The organism is Nitrosophilus kaiyonis, from assembly GCF_027943725.1.
Taxonomy (GTDB): domain Bacteria; phylum Campylobacterota; class Campylobacteria; order Campylobacterales; family Nitratiruptoraceae; genus Nitrosophilus_A; species Nitrosophilus_A kaiyonis.
Genome location: NZ_AP025696.1, coordinates 365,556 through 384,871, shown reverse-complemented (window position 1 = coordinate 384,871; position 19,316 = coordinate 365,556). Strand labels below are relative to the sequence as shown.

Sequence of the window (19,316 nt, the reverse complement as noted above, 5' to 3'; positions counted from 1 at the left end):
TTATTGGTTATTGGTATATTTAATATATAAATATTTTTTTGCTAATAACTAATAACCAATACACTAATATACTAAATAATATTAATCAAGGAAAAAGATGTTTGAAGAGATAAGATTTAATAAAATTGAAAGACTTCCAAAATATGTTTTTGCTGCGGTTAATGAGATTAAAATGGCTGCTAGAAGAGCAGGAGAAGATATTATCGATTTTAGTATGGGAAATCCAGATGGCCCTGCTCCAAAACCAATCATAGATAAACTAATAGAAGCAGCAAAAAAACCTAAAAATCATGGATATAGTGCAAGTAAAGGTATTTATAAATTAAGACTTGCTATTTGTAACTGGTATGAAAGAAGATATGGAGTTGCTTTAGACCCAGAAACAGAAGCGGTTGCAACAATGGGAAGTAAAGAGGGGTATGTACATCTTGTACATGCTGTTACAAATCCTGGTGATGTTGCCATAGTTCCTGGACCGACATATCCTATTCATTCATATGCATTTATATTAGCTGGTGGTAGTGTGCATAATTTTAAATTGGATTTTGATGAATATTATGAGGTTGATGAGGAGAAATTTTTTAAAAATCTTCATTCTGCGCTTAATGAAGCTTTTCCAAAACCTAAATTTTTGGTAGTAAATTTTCCTCACAATCCTTCAACGGCAACAGTAACTCCAGAATTTTACAAAGAGCTTGTAAAAATAGCGAAAAAAGAGAGATTTTATATCATTAGTGATATAGCATATGCAGATTTAACTTATGATGGATACAAAACTCCTTCTATTTTAGAAGTTGATGGTGCAAAAGATGTTGCAGTTGAGAGTTTTACTCTATCTAAAAGCTACAATATGGCAGGTTGGCGTGTTGGTTTTATGGTAGGAAATGAAAGATTAATAGGTGCTCTTCAAAAAATAAAAAGCTGGATAGATTATGGTATGTTTACTCCTATTCAGATTGCTGCAACTGTTGCTTTAGATTATCATGAAGATGAGGTTGAAAAGATAAGATTAAAATACGAAAAAAGAAGAGATGTTTTAGTTGAAAGTTTTAATAAAGCTGGATGGGAGATAGTAAAACCAAAAGCAACAATGTTTGTATGGGCAAAAATTCCAAAAGAGTTTGAACATCTAGGAAGCTTAGAATTTAGTAAAAAACTCTTAACCGATGCAAAAGTAGCCGTAAGTCCTGGTGTTGGATTTGGCGAATTTGGCGAAGGATGGGTTAGAATAGCTTTGATTGAAAATGAAAAAAGAATAAGACAAGCTGCAAGAAATATAAAAAAATTTTTAAATAATAGGTAAGCAAGGTGAGTAAGTTTAGTATGGTGAGTAATAAATAAAATTTTTTAAATTACTTAATATTTTATAATTTAATTATATACCTCACTAACCACACTTATCTTACTCAACTAATTTTGACTTTTTACAAAAGGATGAAAATGATAAAAGTAGGAATAGTTGGAGTTGGAACAGTAGGAGAAAGTGTAGTAAAAATTTTAGAAAAAAACAGAGATATTATTAATGCAAGAAGTGGAAAAGAGATAGTTGTTGCTAAAGGAGCAGTTAGAAACTTAAATAAAAAAAGAGATGTAAATATCCCTTTAACTACCGATCCTTATGAAATTGTTAATGAGCCTCAAATAGATATAGTTGTTGAGCTTATGGGCGGAGTTGATGAAGCATATAATGTAGTTAAAAAGGCGCTACTGAATAAAAAAGCTGTTGTCACTGCAAATAAAGCTCTGCTTGCATATCATAGGTATGAGCTGCAAAATTTAGCTGGTGATATACCTTTTGAGTTTGAGGCAAGTGTAGCAGGTGGAATTCCAATTATTAAAGCATTAAGAGAAGGGCTTAGTGCTAACCATATAGAAGCTATTAAGGGTATAATGAATGGAACATGCAACTTTATCTTGACTAAAATGGAAAAAGAGAGCGTAGATTTTGATTTAGTTTTAAAAGAGGCTCAAGACCTTGGCTATGCAGAGGCTGATCCTACATTTGATATAGAAGGATTTGATGCAGCACATAAGCTTTTGATTTTAGCAAGTATTGCTTATGGAATAGATGCTAAACCAGAAGATATTTTAATTGAAGGAATAACCAAAATCACTTCATTGGATTTTTCATTTGCAAATGAGTTTGGATATTCTATAAAACTTCTTGGAATTGCAAAAAAAATCAATAATCATGTTGAATTAAGAGTTCATCCAACACTTATTTCTAAAGAACAGATGATTGCAAAAGTAGATGGAGTGATGAATGGAATTAGTGTTATAGGTGATTTTGTAGGTGAGACAATGTATTATGGGCCAGGAGCTGGTGGTGATGCAACTGCAAGTGCTGTAGTATCGAATATTATAGATATTGCAAGAGGTGGAAAATGCTCACCAATGCTTGGATTTAAAAAACCTTTAGAGAGTGGTATGAAACTATTAAATATTGATGATATAAAATCAAAATATTACTTAAGAGTTCTTGTTGAAGATAGACCCGGAGTATTAGCAAAAATAGCTGAACTCTTTGGAAATCTTAATATATCAATAGAGTCTATGCTTCAAAAACCAAAAGAGAAATCTAAAGCAAATCTTCTGCTTTCAACTCATGAATGTTATGAAAAAGATATCCAAAAAGCTTTAAAAGAGTTAGAGAAGTTAGATTTTATTGATGGCAAACCTTTTATGATGAGAATCGAATAAAATTAAAATATTTTTTTAGATGATAATAATTTTTGAGTTGGTAATATTTGGTGAAATAGCAGAGAAGCTGTGAAGCAGTGAAGCGGGAAAGCGGAAAATATACCAATTCCCAATTACGAATTACGAATTACGATTCACGAATATTTAATGTCCAACACACCAAATTTTGGAGTTATTGTGAAAATTATAGATTCTGTATGCACCTATTGTGGTGTAGGTTGTGATATTGCAGCAGTTGTAGAAAATGAAAAGATTACAAAAATTTTTGCAAAAAGTGATGGTGTAGTAAGCAGAGGAAAACTTTGCATAAAAGGAAAATATGGATATGAATATCTTTATAGTGAAAATAGACTAAAAAATGCTTTAATAAAAAAAAGTTTTTTTCAAAAAAATCCTAAACTTTATGATGAATTTAAAGAAAAATTGGAAAATTTTGATGTAGATCATTATAAATTGGATTATGATTTAGCTTACAGGCTTGTTGCAAAAAAATTAAAAGAGATAAAATCTTTTGATCCAGAATCTTTTGCTGCAATAGGTGGAGCTAGAACAAATTGTGAAAGTGGCTATATTTTTCAAAAATTTGCTAGAGAAATTATTGGCTCTCCTCATGTTGATAACTGTGCAAGAGTATGTCACTCTCCAAGTTTAAAAGGTATGAGAGCAACTATAGGAGAGGGTGCGGCTACAAACCCTTTCGATGATATATATGAATGTGAAAATATAGTTGTAATTGGATCAAATACAACTGAAGCTCATCCTATTGTTGCAAATAGGATTTTAGAAGTTGTAAAAAAAGGTGTAAATCTATCTGTAATAGATGTAAGAGAGATTGCCCTTTCAAAATTTGCTCAAAACCATTTAACTATTCCCTATGAATCAAATCTTTTGATATTAAATATGATTGCTAGAGTGATTTTAGAAAATGGATGGGAAAATAAAGATTTTATTGAAAAAAGAACAAAAAATTTTAAAGAGTATAAAGAAAATATATTAAATGACAAATTTGCTGATCCAGATTTTTTTTCACATATTAGAGGGTATGAAGAGCTACCCCAAAAAATAAAAAAATTAGCTTATGATATATCTCATAAAAAAACTTTAATACTTTGGGGCCTTGGCGTAACTGAACATATTGATGGAAGTTATGCTGTTATGGCAATTACACATCTTGCTCTTTTAACAGGCAATATTGGAAAGGTTGGTGCTGGTTTGATGCCATTAAGAGGTCAGAATAATGTTCAAGGTACTTGCGATATGGGAATGCTGCCCTATTATTTACCAGATTATAAAAAACCTAAAAAAATTGGCTTAATGACTCCAGATATTATTGAAGCAATAATGGTTGGCAAAATAAAAGCTATTTTTAATATGGGAGAGGATTTGGCCCATATACATCCAAATCAAAATAAAATTCATAAAGCTTTAAAAAAGCTCGATTTTTTAGTAGTGAATGAAATTTTTCCAAATGAGATAACAAAATATGCAGATGTTATTTTTGGTGTAAAAAGCGCTTATGAAAAAGTTGGAGTTTATGTTAATGCTGAAAGAAGACTCCATTTATCAACTCCTTTAATCAAATCAAATTTGCCAGATGATTGGGAAGTTATAGCAAATATTTCAAAATATCTTGGTAGTGATTTAAGGTATAAAAGCTCTAAAGAGATTTGGGATGAGGTAAGAGAAGTAGCAAAAGAGAGATTTAGTGGAGCTACATATGAAAAACTTCAAAAAGATCCACTAAAAGGTCTTCAATGGCCAGTTTTTGAAAAAGATACTCCAATTCTTCATGAAAAAGAGTTTAGAACAGAAGATGGATTTGGATATTTTAGATATAAGCAGTATGAATTAAGGGGTATGGTAAAAGAGCTTATAAATAAAAAAGATCCGCATTTTTATCTCACTACTGGTAGAATTATAACCCATTATAATAATTCAGCTCAAACAAAAGAGTGTGAGACTCTTTATAAAAGACATAAAGAGGATATTTTGCTTGTAAGTATAAAAGATAAAGCCTTTTTTGAAAACAAAGAAAAAGTGATTCTTACATCAAAATATGGAAGAAGCAAGCCTTTAAAGATTAAATTTTCCAAAAGTTTAAAAAGAGGCACAATGTATGTCTCATTTCACCATTCAAAAAGTCATATTAATTATCTTTTTGGTGATGAATCTGATGAATTTGTAAAAACTGCAAGATTTAAATCTGTAAAGGTAAAGGTAGAATAGCGGAGAAGGATGAAGTGAGCGAGGGTAAAGCGATGCTTTAGAACAACAACTACTTGTTGTCCGTGCCCTAGCGAAAGCTGAGAGTATATGCGAGGCCGAAATTCAAGGAATTTCGTGTCTGAGCATGCGAATAGCTGGATTACCTAAAGCAAACGAAGTAGAGCAAAGCGAAACAAGTTTGCGGTTAGATTTGGGTGAATGAGGTGATAAGGGGATAAGGTGGTAAGGGGGTAGCGGAGAAGCAGTGAAGCGGCCAATTCCTAATTCCTAATGACTAATGGCTAATGTCCAATTAATACTAAGGATAAATTTTGAGCAAAAAGAAAGGAAACATTGCAGAGGATTTAGCTTGTGAATTTTTAGAAAATAATGGATTTAAAATTGTGGAGAGAAATTTTTATTCAAAATTTGGTGAAATAGATATCATTGTTCAAAAAGATAAAGTTTTACATTTTATAGAGGTAAAAAGTGGCGAAAATTTTGAACCAATATATAATATAACTTTTAAAAAATTGGAAAAAATAATAAAAACTATCAACTATTTTTTAATGATTAAAAATATTACTATGCCTTATCAAATTGATGCTGTTATAGTAAATGAAAAAATAGAAATAGTTGAGAATATAACCTTTTAAATTTATATAATACAAGTTAAAGAATTTAATTTGTATAATATTAACCGTTTACAATATGTGTAAACAAATAGTAAGGGTATAATTTTTTGCTCTTTAAAAACTATTTATTATTTAAAGGAGAAGATATGGGAAAATATATAGAGTTAAATGCATCAAATTTTGATGAAACTATCAAAGAGGGTGTTGTACTAGTTGATTTTTGGGCTCCATGGTGTGGACCTTGTAGAATGATTGCTCCAGTTATTGATGAGTTAGCTGAAGAATATGAAGGCAAAGCAAAAATATGTAAAGTTAATACTGATGAAGAGCAAGATATAGCTATTAGATATGGAATAAGATCAATTCCAACTATTTTATTTTTCAAAGATGGACAATTAGTTGATCAGATGATTGGTGCTGCAAGCAAAGATGCATTTAAACAAAAACTTGATGCTCTTTTAAGCTAATCTTTCGCGGGCTTTGCCCGCAATATATAAAGTTATAAAGTGAGAAAGTTAGATAGTTAGAAAGTAAATAGCCAAAAAACTCTCTCGCTTTCTCACTCTCTAACTTTTTACTTTCTAACTATCTCACTTTAAGGAAATATAATGTTGGATTTAGCCATAGTTGGTGGAGGACCTGCTGGACTTACTGCTGGACTTTATGCAACAAGAGGCGGACTTAAAAATGTTGTAATGTTTGAAAAAGGATTGCCTGGAGGACAGATAACTCAATCAAGTGAAGTTGAAAACTATCCTGGTGTTTGCAATGTAGTTACCGGTATGGAACTTATGGAGTGCTGGCCTAAGCAGTGTATGAAATTTGGTCTTAAGCATGAAATGGAAGAGGTAACAAGAGTAAAAAGAGAGTGTAATGGAATATTTACATTAGAGCTTTTGAGTGGAAAAAAAGTAGAGTCAAAAGCTGTTATAGTTGCAACAGGAAGTACCCCAAAAAGAGCAGGTTTTGATGGCGAAGAAGAGTTTTTTGGCAAAGGTGTAAGCACTTGTGCAACCTGTGATGGATTTTTTTATAAAGATAAGGAGGTTGCAGTTTTAGGAGGGGGAGATACAGCATTAGAAGAGGCTATATATTTATCAAATATATGCTCAAAAGTTTATCTAATACATAGAAGAGACAGATTTAGAGCAGCTCCTGCAACTATTGAGAGAGTAAAAAACAATCCTAAAATTGAATTGATTTTAAATGCAACTATTAAAAAAGCCTATGGCGATAATATGGGATTACAAGGTGTTTTAATTGATCAAAAAGGAAAAGAGATAGACTTAAAAGTTCCAGGGATTTTTGTATTTGTTGGTATGAATGTAAATAATGAAGTTTTAAAACAAGAAGATGGAACTTTTTTATGCAGCGTAAATCATTGGGGCGAAGTTATAGTTGATTTAAGAATGAGAACAGATATTCCGGGCCTTTTTGCAGCAGGCGATATAAGAGAGTTTGCTTCAAAACAGGTGGTTTGTGCTGCTGGTGATGGGGCAACTGCTGCAATAAATGCGATAGATTATATAGAAAAAATAGGAGAGTTAAAACCATGTTAAATGTTGGTATTTACGGAGGTAGTGGAAGAGTAGGTACTCTTTTGATAAAAAATTTGAAAGATGATAAGGAAGCAAAAATTTCTTGTGTTCATGTTTTGGAAGGTATAGAGTTAGATGTAAAAGGAGCAATTGTTACAAATGATACTGATACTCTTTTAAAAAATTGTGATGTGGTTATTGATTTTACTTTACCTGAAGGGACTGAAGCTCTTTTAAAAAGAGCACTTGAAAATCCTAAACCAATAGTAAGTGGAACAACTGGTTTAAATGAGCATCAGATAAATTTAATGAAAGAGGCATCAAAAAAGATGCCAATACTCTATGCTACAAATATGTCTATGGGAATAGCTGTTTTAAATAGGCTTGTAGAGATTGCTTCTAAAAAACTTAGAGATTTTGATATTGAGATTGTAGAGATGCATCATAGATATAAAAAAGATGCTCCAAGTGGTACTGCTTTAACTCTTGGTGAATTTGCTGCAAAAGCAAGAGGTTTGGATCTTGATAAAGTTAGAGTTAGTGGCAGAAATGGTAATATTGGTGAAAGAAGTAAAGATGAGATTGGAATATTTGCCTTAAGAGGTGGTGATATTGTAGGAAGACATACTGTTGGATTTTATAATGATGGTGAATATTTAGAATTAAATCACACAGCTACAAGCAGAGACACATTTGCAAAAGGTGCTATTAAAGCGGCAAAATGGATAATTTCACAAGAGGCAGGTTTTTATAGCATATATGATTGTCTTGGGATTTAGTTGAGTGGTTGAACAGTTAAGTAGTTGAGTGGTTGTAACTACTTAATCATTTTAACTTTTTTAACCACTCAACTAAGAATAACTACTCAACCATTTTAACCTTTTTAACTATTTTAACAAACAAATAAAGGATGGAAATTGTTTTCATTAAATGAAAAATGCTCAGTAGTAGGTGTTTTTAATGTAAAAGATGCTTCTAAATATGCATATTTTTCGCTATTTTCATTACAACATAGAGGACAAGAGGCTGCAGGAATTGCTTCAAGCGATGGAGAAAGGATTTATATAACAAAAGATAGAGGTCTTGTAACACAGGTATTTGATGAGAAAAAACTTAAAAAATTAATAGGAGATAGTGCAGTAGGTCATACAAGATACTCAACAGCAGGGGAAGAATCTGTTCTTGATGCTCAGCCAATTTTTGCAAGATATGATTTAGGCCAAATTGCTGTTGTACATAATGGAAATCTTACCAATTCTAAAGAGGTACGAAAAAAGCTTATAAAAGAGGGAGCAATTTTTCAAACTTTTATGGATACTGAAAATTTGATTCATTTAATTGCAAGAAGTGAAAAAGAGCATCTTTATGATAGGATAATAGATTCTGTTAAGCAGATAGAGGGTGCTTATTCTATGATTTTTTTAAGTAGAAAAAAGATGTTTGCAATAAGGGATCCTTATGGATTTAGGCCTTTGTCTTTAGCAAAGCTTGATAATGGATATGTTGTTGCTAGTGAAACTTGTGCTTTTGATTTGATAGGTGCTCAATATATTAGAGATATTAAACCTGGTGAAATGTTAGTATTTGAAAAGAATAAAGAGCCAAAAAGTATACAAGTTTTTGAGCCAAAGCCTCATAAATGTATATTTGAGTTTATCTATTTTGCAAGACCTGATAGCTATATTTTTGGAAAGAGTGTTTATAAAGCAAGAAAAGCTATGGGAAGAGAGCTTGCAAGAGAGTTTCCAGTTGAAGCAGATATGGTAGTTCCAGTACCAGATAGTGGTCTTGCTGCAGCAATTGGATATAGTGAGGAAAGTGGTATTCCTTTTGAACTTGGAATCATCAGAAACCATTATGTTGGCCGAACTTTTATAGAGCCAACTCAAGAGATAAGAGATTTAAAAGTAAAAATGAAATTAAATCCTATAAAAGAGCTTATTAAAGGGAAAAGACTTGTTGTTATCGATGATAGTATTGTAAGAGGTACAACAAGTAGAAAAATAGTAAATATTTTAAAAGAGGCAGGAGCAAAAGAGGTTCATATGAGAATAAGCTCACCTCCAACAACTGGTCCATGTTTTTATGGAGTTGATACTCCAACGAAAGAGGAGTTGATTGCTTCACATATGAATACAGAACAGATTAGAGAGTATATAGGGGCTGATACATTGGCTTATCTTTCAATTGATGGCTTGTTAAGAAGTGTTGGTAATGATTTAAGTTATTGTATGGGCTGTTTTGATGGGAACTATCCAGTTGAAAATAAGAATGTTTAATATTGACAAATTTTATTAAAAATGTTATTTTCCCTAAAATTTTTATGGGGAAGGGTGTTTTTTGAAAGAGATTTTAACCTTTGGAAGATACTATAAAAAGAAAATAAAAAAAAGAGTAAAAAAAATACCTTTGGGAATTTCTGGATTTACATGTCCAAATATTGATGGAACTGTTGCAAAGGGCGGATGTAGTTTTTGTGAAAATGAATCATTTAGTCCAAATCTTGCAAAAAATAGTAAAAAATTCTTTCTAAATCCAGATTCAAAAGAAAATCCTATTTTGCAAAAGCAACTTTTAGAGGTTCAATTTCAATATAATGCAACAAGAGATAGATATAAATCATTAGGATATGAGAAATTTTTAGCCTATTTTCAAGCTTTTACAAATACTTATGCTCCTCTTGATACCCTAAAAGCTCTTTATGAAAAAGCTTTGATTCAAAAAGATTGTATAGGGCTTAGTATTGGAACAAGAAGTGATAGTGTAAATGAAGATATTTTGAATTATTTAAAAGATTTAGATAAAAATTATGATATATGGGTGGAATATGGTATTCAATCAATTTTTGATGAAACCTTAAAAAAGATAAATAGAGGACATGATAGTAAAAATATTGAAACTTGGATCAAAAAGACAAAAGATAAAGGTTTAAAAGTTTGTGGTCATATAATTTTTGGCCTTCCTGATGAAAATCAAGAGATGATGCTAAAAACTGTAGAAAAATCGATTGAGTGGGGGATAGATTCAATCAAATTTCACCCTTTATATGTTGTTAAAAATACTATGTTAGCAGTTGAATATAAGAAGGGGGAATTTAAGCCAATCTCAAAAGAGTTATATATTGATACTTTAGTTAAAGCTATAAAGATGCTTCCAAAAGATATGTTTGTTCAAAGAGTAACAGCTGGAATAGACGATGAAACTTTGCTTGCTCCAAATTGGTGCAAAAATAAAAATGCCTTATTAAAAGAGATAAGGGAGGCTTTAAGAAAAGAGGGATATATCTATTAGCGTGCTATTTTTCCTATTTTACAGCCTATAGATATAGGTTTTGCTTTGTATATGAGATCAAAAAGAGGCGTAATTGGTGTTATTTTCCCTTCTAATTTGATACGAAGTTCTGTTAAATATCCTTTTTTACATATAAATTTTATATTTTTTCCATTTCCAAACTCTTTTTTAAAAAGATTCCTTATTTTAATTGTCTGAACTCTTTTTCCTCTATTTTTTAAAAAGAAATCCTTTATTTTTGAATTGTTTAGTTGTGATATTAAATTTATAGAATTTAAATAGTACTCTTCGGCAGTTTTACTCATACAACTTCCATGTTTAATCCATTCATGCTTATGAAGACCGGAGAGATAACCTGGCATATACATAACTAAAACTTGAGCAAGACTTGGTGAAATTTTTGTACTAATATTTTTCCAATCCCCTTTTTTATCTAAAATTTTATCTCTTGGTGATACTTTGCAATAAGTCTTTTTAGGCCATAAACCATGAAGGGTAAAATTTTCTCTCCAAAAGGGATAATCAATTTTACACTCTTTATAATTTTTTACTTTACACACAGAAGGAAACCACTGAATTGCTAATATATACTCATTTGCTAATGCTGCGATTGTTAGTAGCAATGATACTAATAGCTTTTTCATTACATACCTTTTGTGATAAGTAAATTGTACATCAGACATTGGTCATTGGTAATTAGGAATTAGGAATTGGTAATTAGTGTTAGTCTATTATTATCACTATCCACTATCAATAAATCCTTCTACCTTTAACCTTCAACCTTACTAAGTTCTCCACTATCCCGCTTAAAACTAACCGAAAATCTTTGCTTGCTTCGCTAGCTTGATTTTCTTCAAGGTAAACCAGCCTTTCGTATATTTGTCACGAAAAATATTGTTTTTCGGACTCACATATACTCAAGGCTTTCGCTCAGGCACGGACAACAAGCAGTTATTGTCCTAAAGCCTTTGCTTTGCCTTTGCTCACTTCACTCCTTATCCCCTTACCACCTTGTCACCTATGCCCCTATTTTATTTCCTACTCTTCTTCTCCTCAATACCACTTATACCAAATCTTCTTTTTAGCTCTTTTCTAATAAGCTCTGGGGATATATCTTTATATGCAAGAGCTACTAAAGAGTGATAAACTAAATCTGCACATTCATAAATTATCTCTTCTTTTTTGTTATCTTTAATAGCAAAACAGAACTCTCCTGCCTCTTCTATTACTTTTTTTAAGATTGTGTTTTCACCTTTGCTAAAAAGTTTTGCGGTCCAAGATATATTTGGGTCTGAATCCTTTTTTTCTTGTATTGTATGATAAAGAGTATCTATAACATTTTCATACATTTCATTAGGATTTTTTATTGGTTCACTTATAATTTCTCCACCTTTAATATCCTTATAAAAGCAGCTTTTTCTTCCTGTATGGCAAGCTGGCCCAGTTTGTTTTACTTTTAAAAGAAGTGTATCGCTGTCACAATCTAATAAAATCTCTTTAACCTCTTGAATATTCCCGCTTGTTTCACCTTTTTTCCAAAGCTTTTCTCTACTTCTTGAAAAGTAGTGTGCATATCCTGTATATAATGTTTTCTCAAAAGCCTCTTTATTCATATATGCAAGCATTAAAACTTCATTACTTTCGATATCTTGAACAATGACTGGTATTAATGAATTTTTTTCCCAATTTATATCAAACTTCATTTATAAACCTTAAAATGGGAATAGTTATCTTCCCACTGATGTTGCTTTTTGTTTATCTTTTGTATCTACCCAAATATTTGGAACTGCTCCACCTGGAGTAAGGAAAATTTTTGCATCTTTATTTGCTTTTAGAGCCTCATTAAATTTTCCTTGAACTTCAATCTGCTTTAATTGAAGTAACTCTGGAGTTATACTTTTACCAATCACTATATTTGCTTGAGCTTGTGCTTTCGCTTCAATCATTATTCTATCTGCTTCACCTTGCGCTTTAATCTTTTTAGCTTCAGCTTCACCTCTTGCAAGAGCTGCTCTTTTTTCAGCCTCTTGTCTTGCTCTTTCTACCTCATATTTTACTCGTTCAGCCTCTTGTTTTGCTATTTGAACTCTCTCAATCTGCTCTTTTATTTTAGGTGGAAGTGAGATTTCTCTAAGTTGAACAGCGACTAAAGTAACTGGTTTATTTGGTAAAGAGCTTATCTTTTCTCTTATTTGAGACTCTATAAGTTTTGCAATCTCATTTCTTTTTATAGGTAGCTCTTCAGCTTTATATCTTCCAACAACATTTCTAACCACTTCCCTAACAACTGCATTTATAATTTTTTCTTCCCAAGTTAAGCCCCAAGTTGCAATGGTTTGTGGAGCGCCTTGAGGATTAAGTTTATATTGGACTGTTATATCTATAGAAACTGGAAGACCTCTTGCATCCAAAACTTCTATAGCTGGTTTTTCAATAATGCCTTCTCTTAGTGCTCCAAAACTTGGAGCCTCTTTTTCGGCTTTATAGTTAATGATTCTAACTTTTGTATCAACTTTTATAATTTTTTGTATACCAGGAATATAAAAATGGATTCCTGGTTCAAGGGGAATTGGGTCATATTTACCTGCAGTAACTTTTATACCCACTTCACCAGAATTTATAATCTCATAAGGTTTTGCAATAATTAATAATATTACCAAAACAATAATTACATATATATATGTTGCTTTTTTGCCAAAATCTTTCATAAATTCAGGCATATTAGAGCCCTCTTCTTCATCTTTTCTTTTTTTAAAAAAATCATTCAAATCCGCTGGCATAATTCTCCTTTTTTAGTTTGGTTGAGTAAGATGAGTAAGTTGAGTTAGGTGAGTAAGACAAAATAACTTACTTACTCACTCTACTTATCATACTCAACTTACTCATCTAAATATAAGTTAACATATGTTCAAAATCTTTATCTCTTCCATATACAACATCAAAATAGGCACTTTGAAGCTCTTTTGTCATCTCTCCTCTTTTACCATTTCCTATAACTCTTCCATCAACCTCTTTAATAGGTGTAACTTCAGCTGCTGTCCCTGTAAAAAAAGCTTCATCACAAATATACACTTCATCTCTTGTTATTCTTCTTCGTTCTATTTTTATGCCTTTTTTTTCAGCTATTTTTAAAACAGTATCTTGAGTGATAGACTCTAAAGAGTTATCATTTGGTGGAGTTATTAAAACTCCATCTCTTACTATAAAAAAGCACTCTCCACTTCCCTCTGCAATAAAACCCTCTTCATCAAGAAGCAAGGCTTCTTCATATCCAGCCTCAATTGCTTCATATTTTGCCATCTGTGAATTTAGATAGTTTGCAACAGCCTTTGCTTTTCCCATAGTTGATTTTACAGAATTTCTTGTAAATGAGCTTATTTTTACTCTAATACCATTTTCCAAACCTTCATCACCAAGATAACTTCCCCACTCCCAAGCAGCGATTGCTACATTTACAGGAGCATTTACATGATAAAGTCCCATTATTCCGTAACCAAGATAGATTAAAGGTCTTATATAAACATTTGATTTAAAATCATTTTTTCTTAAAAGTTCAATTTGTGCTTCTTCTAACTCTTCAAGTGAATAAGGAGTTTTAATAACAGTAATTTTTGCTGAGTTTAAAAGCCTTTTTGTATGGTCTCTTAATCTAAAAATTGCTAAACCTTTATCTGTTTTATATGCTCTTGTTCCTTCAAATACTCCATTGCCATAATGAAGAGTATGAGTTAATATATGAACTTTTGCATTATCCCAATCAACAAACTCTCCATCCATCCAAATATATTTAGCTTTTTCCATATATTGCTCCATAAAATTTTATCTTTTTAAAAATGCCTTAAGTCTATCAAAATATAGTTTAAATTATAATATAGAGTTAAGTATTAAGAATTTAGGATTAAGAAACTATTTAAATTTTAATTTAGAAGGATAAAGAATGAATGAAGCAAGACTCTATTTTGGCTCAACTCCAGCAATAAAAGAAAAAATTGGTGAGATAAAAAGTCCATTCAATGATAAAGTTGTATCTATATTTCCAATATGTAATGCAGATGATGCAAAAAAAGCCTTAAAAATTGCAAAAGAAGCATTTGAAAAATCTAAAGAGTTTCCACTCTCAAGAAGAGTTGAGTGGATTAAAGATGTAGCTAAAAAGATAAAAGAAAACAAAGAAGAGTTTGCTCTATCAATTACAAAAGAGGTAGGAAAACCCATAAGTTTTAGTAGAGTAGAAGTTGATAGATGTATAGAGACTTTAGAATTAAGTGCTCAAGCTGCAATAGGTTTAGTTGGTGAAACAATTAATACAGATGCAACATTAAGTGGGAAAAAGACTCAAGCTTTTTATAAAAGAGTCCCATTAGGTGTTGTAGTTGCAATAACTCCATTTAATTTTCCACTAAACCTTGCAGCTCATAAATTAGGCCCTGCTCTTGTTGCTGGAAATAGTGTTGTATTTAAGCCAACACCTGAGGCTCCATATACCGGATATCTGCTTGCAAAAACTTTTATTGAAAGTGAATATGCCATTCCTGATATGTTAAGTGTAGTGTATGGAGATGCAGAAGTTGGAAATGCTCTTGTTAGCAGTGATATACCAAGAAAAATAAGTTTTACCGGAAGTGTTGCTGTTGGAAAAATTATAATGAAAAATGCTGGAATTAAAAAAGTTAGTTTAGAACTTGGTGGAAATGCAGCAACTTTTATAGATAAAAGTGCAGACTTAGATATGGCTGCAAGTAGATGCTCAGTTGGAGCTTTTGTAAATAGTGGTCAAGTATGTATAAGTTTGCAAAGAATATATGTTCATGAAGATGTTTATGAAGAGTTTGCAAAAAAACTTGCAGAAGATACTCATAGATTAAAAGTTGGAGACCCTTATGAACCAGATACCTTTATGGGACCTCTTATTAATGAAGAAGCTGCCATTAGAGCTCAAAATTGGGTAGAAAGTGCTATAAAAGCTGGTGCAAGAGCTATACTTCCACCAAAAAGAGAAGGGAGATATTTCTATCCAGCTATATTGGCAGATGTTACGCCTGATATGAAAATTGTTTGTGAAGAGGTATTTGCACCAATTGTTAGTCTTGTAAAAGTTAAAAGTTATGATGAAGCTATAAAAATGATGAATGATTCGCCTTATGGACTACAATTTTCTATTTTTACAAATGATTTAAATATTACAAAAAGATTTATAGATGATGCAGAGGCTGGTGGAGTAGTGATAAATGATATTCCAACATTAAGATTTGATATTCAGCCTTATGGTGGCGTGAAACTATCTGGTATTGGAAGAGAGGGACCAAAATTTGCAATAGAAGAGTTTACTGAGATTAAATCTGTGGTTATTTGCTAATGGTTGCGGTAAGTGCATGTTTGCTTGGATTAAATTGTAGATATGATGGTAAAAATAAACGAAATGAAGATTTATTGCATAAATTAAAATGTTATGAAGTTGTTCCTTTTTGTCCTGAAGTAAATATTCTTGGTTCACCGAGAGAGACAATAGATCTTTTTTTGATAGAAAATGAAATTTTAGCAATAGGAAGTGATAGCAAAAGGGATTTTACAAAACTATTGGAAAATGAGGCACAAAGATTTTATAACTCTTTTTCAGAAGTTGATATCTTTTATTTTAAATCAAAATCCCCAAGCTGTGCATTAAAAAGTGCAAAAATTTATGATAAAGATTATAATTTGTGCAATGAAAAAGGAATGGGAATTTTTGCAAAAAAGATAAAAGAGCTATATAGTGAGGCAAAGTTTGTAGAAGTAAGGTGAGTATGGTGAGTTAGAATTAAGATTTAAGAGCTAAGAGTTTAGGTTTAAAGTTTAGTGATAATTTAAAAACTTAGCACTTAACTCTTAATACTTAACACTAAGTTTTAATATCTAATGTCAAAATTAAAAAGGAGAACCATGTTAGAGATAGGTAAAAAAGCGCCTGAGTTTTGTTTAAAAAATCAAGATGAAGTTGAGATATGTTTGAAAGATTTAAAAGGTAAATGGGTTGTTTTATATTTTTATCCAAAAGATAATACTCCTGGATGTACAACTGAAGCTTGCGATTTTACAAGTGAATTAGAAGAGTTTGAAAAACTTGATGCTGTGATTTTAGGAGTTAGTCCAGATAGTTGTGAAAGCCACAGAAAATTTATAGAAAAGAAAAATCTAAAAATTACTCTTTTATGTGATGAAAATCGAGAAGTACTTAAAGCTTATGGCGCATGGGGAATAAAAAAGATGTATGGCAAAGAGTATGAAGGTGTTATAAGATCTACTTTTTTGATTGATCCTGATGGAAATATTGCTTTTATTTGGCCAAAAGTTAGAGTAAAAGGGCATGTTGAAAAAGTTAAAGAGAAATTAAAAGAGTTACAATCTTAATGTTTGATGCTATAAAACTTGCTAATGAGACTAAAAATATTGTTTGTAAAAATTTAGGAAGAAAATATTATAGATTTAGAGCTGCAAAATTTTATGGTGGTATTGCAACAGCAGATTGTGTTGGTTGTGATTTAAGATGTCTTTTTTGTTGGGCTTGGAAAGAGATAACAAATCCTAAAAAATATGGGAGATTTTATTCTCCCGATGAGGTAGTTGATAAACTTTTAAAAATTGCAAATAGACATGGAATTAATAAATTAAGAATAAGTGGAAATGAACCTACCATATGTAAAGAGCATCTTATAAAAGTTTTAGAATTGATTCCAAAAGATTTTCTTTTTATATTAGAAACAAATGGAATTTTGATAGGGTATGATGAAAAATATGCAAAATCTTTATCCTCTTTTGATAATCTACATGTAAGAGTAAGCATAAAAGCTGCAACATCAAAAGATTTTTCGAAAATTACAGGAGCTAAAGAGGATATTTTTTATTATCAGTTAAAAGCTTTAGAAAATCTATCTAAATATAATATCTCTTTTCATCCTTCAATTATGGTGAGCTTTTCAGAGAAAAAAGATATAGAAAAACTTAAAAGAAGAGTTGAAAAAATTTCAAATAGCAGATATTTAGAATATGAAAGTGTAATACTTTATCCACCAGTTGAAAAAAGATTGAAAAAAGCAAACCTATTTCCTAAATATTAAAAAAAGCTAAAATTAAGCTATATTTTAGTAAAATCTGCGAGCCTTTTATTACACACGCAGTAATCCTTGAAGGGTTGCGGCAATGGCCGTTGATGACTGCGGAGGCAAAACCTAAATTTATCAAGGAGTAAACATGGTAACTATGAAGGACTTATTGGAGTGTGGTGTACACTTTGGACACCAAACAAGAAGATGGAATCCAAAGATGAAACCTTATATCTTTGGTGTAAGAAAAAATATCCATATTATCGACCTACAAAAGACTCTTAGATTTTTCAGATACACTTACAATATTGTAAGAGATGCTGCAAAAGAGGGACAAACTATTCTTTTTGTAGGAACAAAAAAACAGGCTCAAAATGCTATCGAAGAGTATGCAAAAAAATGTGGTATGCCATATGTAAATTCAAGATGGCTTGGTGGAACATTAACAAACTTTAATACTATTAAAAAATCTATTAGAAAACTTGAAGTAATTGAAGAGATGGAAAAAAGTGGTCAAATGGACCTTTTAACAAAAAAAGAAGCTTTGATGCTTAGAAGAAGAAAAGAAAAACTTGAAAATTTTCTTGGCGGTATTAGAGATATGAAAAGATTGCCTGATATGCTTTTTGTTATTGATGCTGTAAGAGAGCATATCGCTGTACAAGAAGCAAATAAATTAGGAATTCCTGTTGTTGCGCCACTTGATACAAATTGTGACCCAGATGTTATAGATTATCCAATTCCTGGAAATGATGATGCTATTAGAAGTATACAACTTTTCTGTAAAGAGATGGCTGAAGCTATTATAGAAGGAAAAGAGTTAAGAGAGCAAGAAATGGCTGAAGAAGAAGCTGAGGAAAAAGAAGAGGTTACACAAGAAGAGATTGAAGAGGTAAAAGAAGAAGCTAAAGAAGAGGCTGCAAAAGAGGAGGAAGAATAATGAATATTAGTGCTGCAGATGTTAAAAAGCTAAGAGTAGCTACTGGTGCTGGAATGATGGATTGTAAAAAGGCACTTATTGAAGCAGAAGGTGATTTTGATAAAGCTGTTGAAATATTAAGAAAAAAAGGTATGGCTAAAGCTGCTAAAAAAGCTGATAGAGTTGCAAGTGAAGGTGCAATAACTGTAGAGATTAGCCCAGATTACAAATGTGCTACTATAAGTGAAATAAACTCTGAAACTGACTTTGTTGCGCAAAATGATAATTTTAAAGAGTTAGTAAAAAAAGCAACAAAGCATATTCATGTTAGTGAAGTTGACTCAGTTGAGGATCTACTTCAGACTGAGATTGATGGCGTTAAATTTGAAGAGTTTATGAAAGCTCAAATTGCTAAAATTGGTGAAAATATTTTAGTTAGAAGATTTGACAAAATTTGTGTTGAAGGTAATGGTGTAGTTAACGGTTATGTTCATATGGGTGGAAAAATTGGGGTTATTGTGGCTGCAACATGTGATAAAGAAGAGGTTTGCGAGTCAATAAAAGATCTTTTAAAAGATATAGCTATGCATATAGCAGCAATGAATCCTAAATATCTTGATGAGAGTGCAATTCCAGAATCTGTTATAGAAAAAGAGAAAGAGATTGCAAGAGCTCAACTTGAAAAAGAGGGAAAACCTGCAAACATTATAGAAAAAATTATTCCTGGAAAAATTAAAAAATTTGTAGAGGAAAATACTCTTCTTGGACAAAAATTTGTTAAAGATGACAAAAAAAGTGTTAAACAAGTATTAGATGAGGCTGCAAAAGCAGCAGGTGGAACTGCTAAAATTATTGAATTTGTAAGATATGAGCTTGGTGAAGGAATTGAGAAAAAACAAGATGATTTTGCTGCAGAAGTTGCTGCTCAAATGAAATAATAAGCTGGAAA

The 19,316-nt window shown here is 31.4% G+C and carries 19 protein-coding genes; 15 read left to right on the top strand and 4 right to left on the bottom strand.

Annotation, left to right across the window (positions count from 1 at the left end):
• Window positions 1-97: 97 nt before the first annotated feature.
• The 9 genes from QML81_RS01965 to mnmL all read left to right on the top strand — a co-directional run bounded on the left by QML81_RS01965 (window position 98) and on the right by mnmL (window position 10,369).
• Window positions 98-1,303: an LL-diaminopimelate aminotransferase gene (locus tag QML81_RS01965; RefSeq protein WP_281951513.1), complete on the top strand. Its 1,206-nt coding sequence runs from the start codon at window positions 98-100 to the stop codon at window positions 1,301-1,303.
• A 137-nt stretch (window positions 1,304-1,440) separates the two neighbouring features.
• On the top strand, window positions 1,441-2,700 hold the full coding sequence (locus QML81_RS01960) for a homoserine dehydrogenase (protein WP_281951512.1): 1,260 nt from the start codon (window positions 1,441-1,443) through the stop codon (window positions 2,698-2,700).
• Window positions 2,701-2,877: 177 nt separating this feature from the next.
• On the top strand, window positions 2,878-4,926 hold the full coding sequence (locus QML81_RS01955; protein WP_281951511.1) for a molybdopterin oxidoreductase family protein: 2,049 nt from the start codon (window positions 2,878-2,880) through the stop codon (window positions 4,924-4,926).
• A 311-nt stretch (window positions 4,927-5,237) separates the two neighbouring features.
• The gene (locus QML81_RS01950) at window positions 5,238-5,561 is read left to right on the top strand and encodes a YraN family protein (RefSeq protein ID WP_281951510.1); all 324 of its coding nucleotides are present in this window, start codon (window positions 5,238-5,240) and stop codon (window positions 5,559-5,561) included.
• Window positions 5,562-5,686: 125 nt separating this feature from the next.
• The gene (gene trxA / locus QML81_RS01945) at window positions 5,687-6,007 is read left to right on the top strand and encodes a thioredoxin (protein ID WP_281951509.1); all 321 of its coding nucleotides are present in this window, start codon (window positions 5,687-5,689) and stop codon (window positions 6,005-6,007) included.
• A 141-nt stretch (window positions 6,008-6,148) separates the two neighbouring features.
• Window positions 6,149-7,099 (top strand): thioredoxin-disulfide reductase, encoded by a 951-nt coding sequence (trxB, locus tag QML81_RS01940; RefSeq protein WP_281951508.1) that lies wholly within the window; start codon window positions 6,149-6,151, stop codon window positions 7,097-7,099.
• Window positions 7,093-7,857 (top strand): 4-hydroxy-tetrahydrodipicolinate reductase, encoded by a 765-nt coding sequence (gene dapB, locus QML81_RS01935; protein ID WP_281951507.1) that lies wholly within the window; start codon window positions 7,093-7,095, stop codon window positions 7,855-7,857. The genes trxB and dapB overlap by 7 nt, the downstream gene beginning before the upstream one ends.
• A 138-nt stretch (window positions 7,858-7,995) precedes the next feature.
• On the top strand, window positions 7,996-9,357 hold the full coding sequence (gene purF, locus QML81_RS01930; protein ID WP_281951506.1) for an amidophosphoribosyltransferase: 1,362 nt from the start codon (window positions 7,996-7,998) through the stop codon (window positions 9,355-9,357).
• Between the two features lie 61 nt (window positions 9,358-9,418).
• The gene (gene mnmL / locus QML81_RS01925) at window positions 9,419-10,369 is read left to right on the top strand and encodes a tRNA modification radical SAM protein MnmL/YtqA (protein WP_281951505.1); all 951 of its coding nucleotides are present in this window, start codon (window positions 9,419-9,421) and stop codon (window positions 10,367-10,369) included.
• On the opposite strand, the gene QML81_RS01920 is transcribed toward mnmL, so the two are convergent.
• The 4 genes from QML81_RS01920 to ilvE all read right to left on the bottom strand — a co-directional run bounded on the left by QML81_RS01920 (window position 10,366) and on the right by ilvE (window position 14,170).
• Window positions 10,366-11,013: a ribonuclease T2 family protein gene (locus QML81_RS01920; protein WP_281951504.1), complete on the bottom strand. Its 648-nt coding sequence runs from the start codon at window positions 11,011-11,013 to the stop codon at window positions 10,366-10,368. The two genes, mnmL and QML81_RS01920, sit on opposite strands and share 4 nt — an antisense overlap.
• A 387-nt stretch (window positions 11,014-11,400) precedes the next feature.
• Window positions 11,401-12,072 carry a bifunctional phosphoribosyl-AMP cyclohydrolase/phosphoribosyl-ATP diphosphatase HisIE gene (gene hisIE, locus QML81_RS01915; protein WP_281951503.1) on the bottom strand — a complete coding sequence of 224 codons (672 nt, stop codon included), beginning with the start codon at window positions 12,070-12,072 and terminating at the stop codon, window positions 11,401-11,403.
• A gap of 24 nt (window positions 12,073-12,096) precedes the next feature.
• Complete coding sequence (locus QML81_RS01910; RefSeq protein ID WP_281951502.1) at window positions 12,097-13,149, bottom strand: prohibitin family protein; 1,053 nt, start codon at window positions 13,147-13,149, stop codon at window positions 12,097-12,099.
• 106 nt (window positions 13,150-13,255) lie between these two features.
• On the bottom strand, window positions 13,256-14,170 hold the full coding sequence (gene ilvE, locus QML81_RS01905; protein ID WP_281951501.1) for a branched-chain-amino-acid transaminase: 915 nt from the start codon (window positions 14,168-14,170) through the stop codon (window positions 13,256-13,258).
• A 136-nt stretch (window positions 14,171-14,306) separates the two neighbouring features.
• Between ilvE and QML81_RS01900 the strand changes: the two genes are divergently transcribed.
• The 6 genes from QML81_RS01900 (at window position 14,307) to tsf (ending at window position 19,305) form a co-directional block, all read left to right on the top strand.
• On the top strand, window positions 14,307-15,725 hold the full coding sequence (locus QML81_RS01900; RefSeq protein ID WP_281951500.1) for an aldehyde dehydrogenase family protein: 1,419 nt from the start codon (window positions 14,307-14,309) through the stop codon (window positions 15,723-15,725).
• Window positions 15,725-16,150 (top strand): 2-thiouracil desulfurase family protein, encoded by a 426-nt coding sequence (locus QML81_RS01895; protein WP_281951499.1) that lies wholly within the window; start codon window positions 15,725-15,727, stop codon window positions 16,148-16,150. Before QML81_RS01900 ends, QML81_RS01895 begins: the two co-directional genes overlap by 1 nt.
• A gap of 138 nt (window positions 16,151-16,288) precedes the next feature.
• The gene (gene bcp, locus QML81_RS01890) at window positions 16,289-16,756 is read left to right on the top strand and encodes a thioredoxin-dependent thiol peroxidase (protein ID WP_281951498.1); all 468 of its coding nucleotides are present in this window, start codon (window positions 16,289-16,291) and stop codon (window positions 16,754-16,756) included.
• Complete coding sequence (locus tag QML81_RS01885; protein ID WP_281951497.1) at window positions 16,756-17,463, top strand: radical SAM protein; 708 nt, start codon at window positions 16,756-16,758, stop codon at window positions 17,461-17,463. Before bcp ends, QML81_RS01885 begins: the two co-directional genes overlap by 1 nt.
• A gap of 133 nt (window positions 17,464-17,596) precedes the next feature.
• Entirely contained in the window at window positions 17,597-18,388 is a 792-nt protein-coding gene (rpsB, locus tag QML81_RS01880; protein WP_281951496.1) for a 30S ribosomal protein S2, read from the top strand.
• Complete coding sequence (tsf, locus tag QML81_RS01875) at window positions 18,388-19,305, top strand: translation elongation factor Ts (RefSeq protein ID WP_281951495.1); 918 nt, start codon at window positions 18,388-18,390, stop codon at window positions 19,303-19,305. Before rpsB ends, tsf begins: the two co-directional genes overlap by 1 nt.
• Window positions 19,306-19,316 lie beyond the last annotated feature (11 nt).

Bases quoted from the DNA above. Each gene is read 5' to 3' on its own strand.
- QML81_RS01965 (WP_281951513.1), top strand. From the start codon at position 98: ATGTTTGAAGAGATAAGATTTAATAAAATTGAAAGACTTCCAAAATAT.
- QML81_RS01960 (WP_281951512.1), top strand. From the start codon at position 1,441: ATGATAAAAGTAGGAATAGTTGGAGTTGGAACAGTAGGAGAAAGTGTA.
- trxA (WP_281951509.1), top strand. From the start codon at position 5,687: ATGGGAAAATATATAGAGTTAAATGCATCAAATTTTGATGAAACTATC.
- trxB (WP_281951508.1), top strand. From the start codon at position 6,149: ATGTTGGATTTAGCCATAGTTGGTGGAGGACCTGCTGGACTTACTGCT.
- dapB (WP_281951507.1), top strand. From the start codon at position 7,093: ATGTTAAATGTTGGTATTTACGGAGGTAGTGGAAGAGTAGGTACTCTT.
- QML81_RS01920 (WP_281951504.1), bottom strand. From the start codon at position 11,013: ATGAAAAAGCTATTAGTATCATTGCTACTAACAATCGCAGCATTAGCA.
- hisIE (WP_281951503.1), bottom strand. From the start codon at position 12,072: ATGAAGTTTGATATAAATTGGGAAAAAAATTCATTAATACCAGTCATT.
- QML81_RS01910 (WP_281951502.1), bottom strand. From the start codon at position 13,149: ATGCCAGCGGATTTGAATGATTTTTTTAAAAAAAGAAAAGATGAAGAA.
- ilvE (WP_281951501.1), bottom strand. From the start codon at position 14,170: ATGGAAAAAGCTAAATATATTTGGATGGATGGAGAGTTTGTTGATTGG.
- QML81_RS01900 (WP_281951500.1), top strand. From the start codon at position 14,307: ATGAATGAAGCAAGACTCTATTTTGGCTCAACTCCAGCAATAAAAGAA.
- QML81_RS01895 (WP_281951499.1), top strand. From the start codon at position 15,725: ATGGTTGCGGTAAGTGCATGTTTGCTTGGATTAAATTGTAGATATGAT.
- bcp (WP_281951498.1), top strand. From the start codon at position 16,289: ATGTTAGAGATAGGTAAAAAAGCGCCTGAGTTTTGTTTAAAAAATCAA.
- QML81_RS01885 (WP_281951497.1), top strand. From the start codon at position 16,756: ATGTTTGATGCTATAAAACTTGCTAATGAGACTAAAAATATTGTTTGT.
- rpsB (WP_281951496.1), top strand. From the start codon at position 17,597: ATGGTAACTATGAAGGACTTATTGGAGTGTGGTGTACACTTTGGACAC.
- tsf (WP_281951495.1), top strand. From the start codon at position 18,388: ATGAATATTAGTGCTGCAGATGTTAAAAAGCTAAGAGTAGCTACTGGT.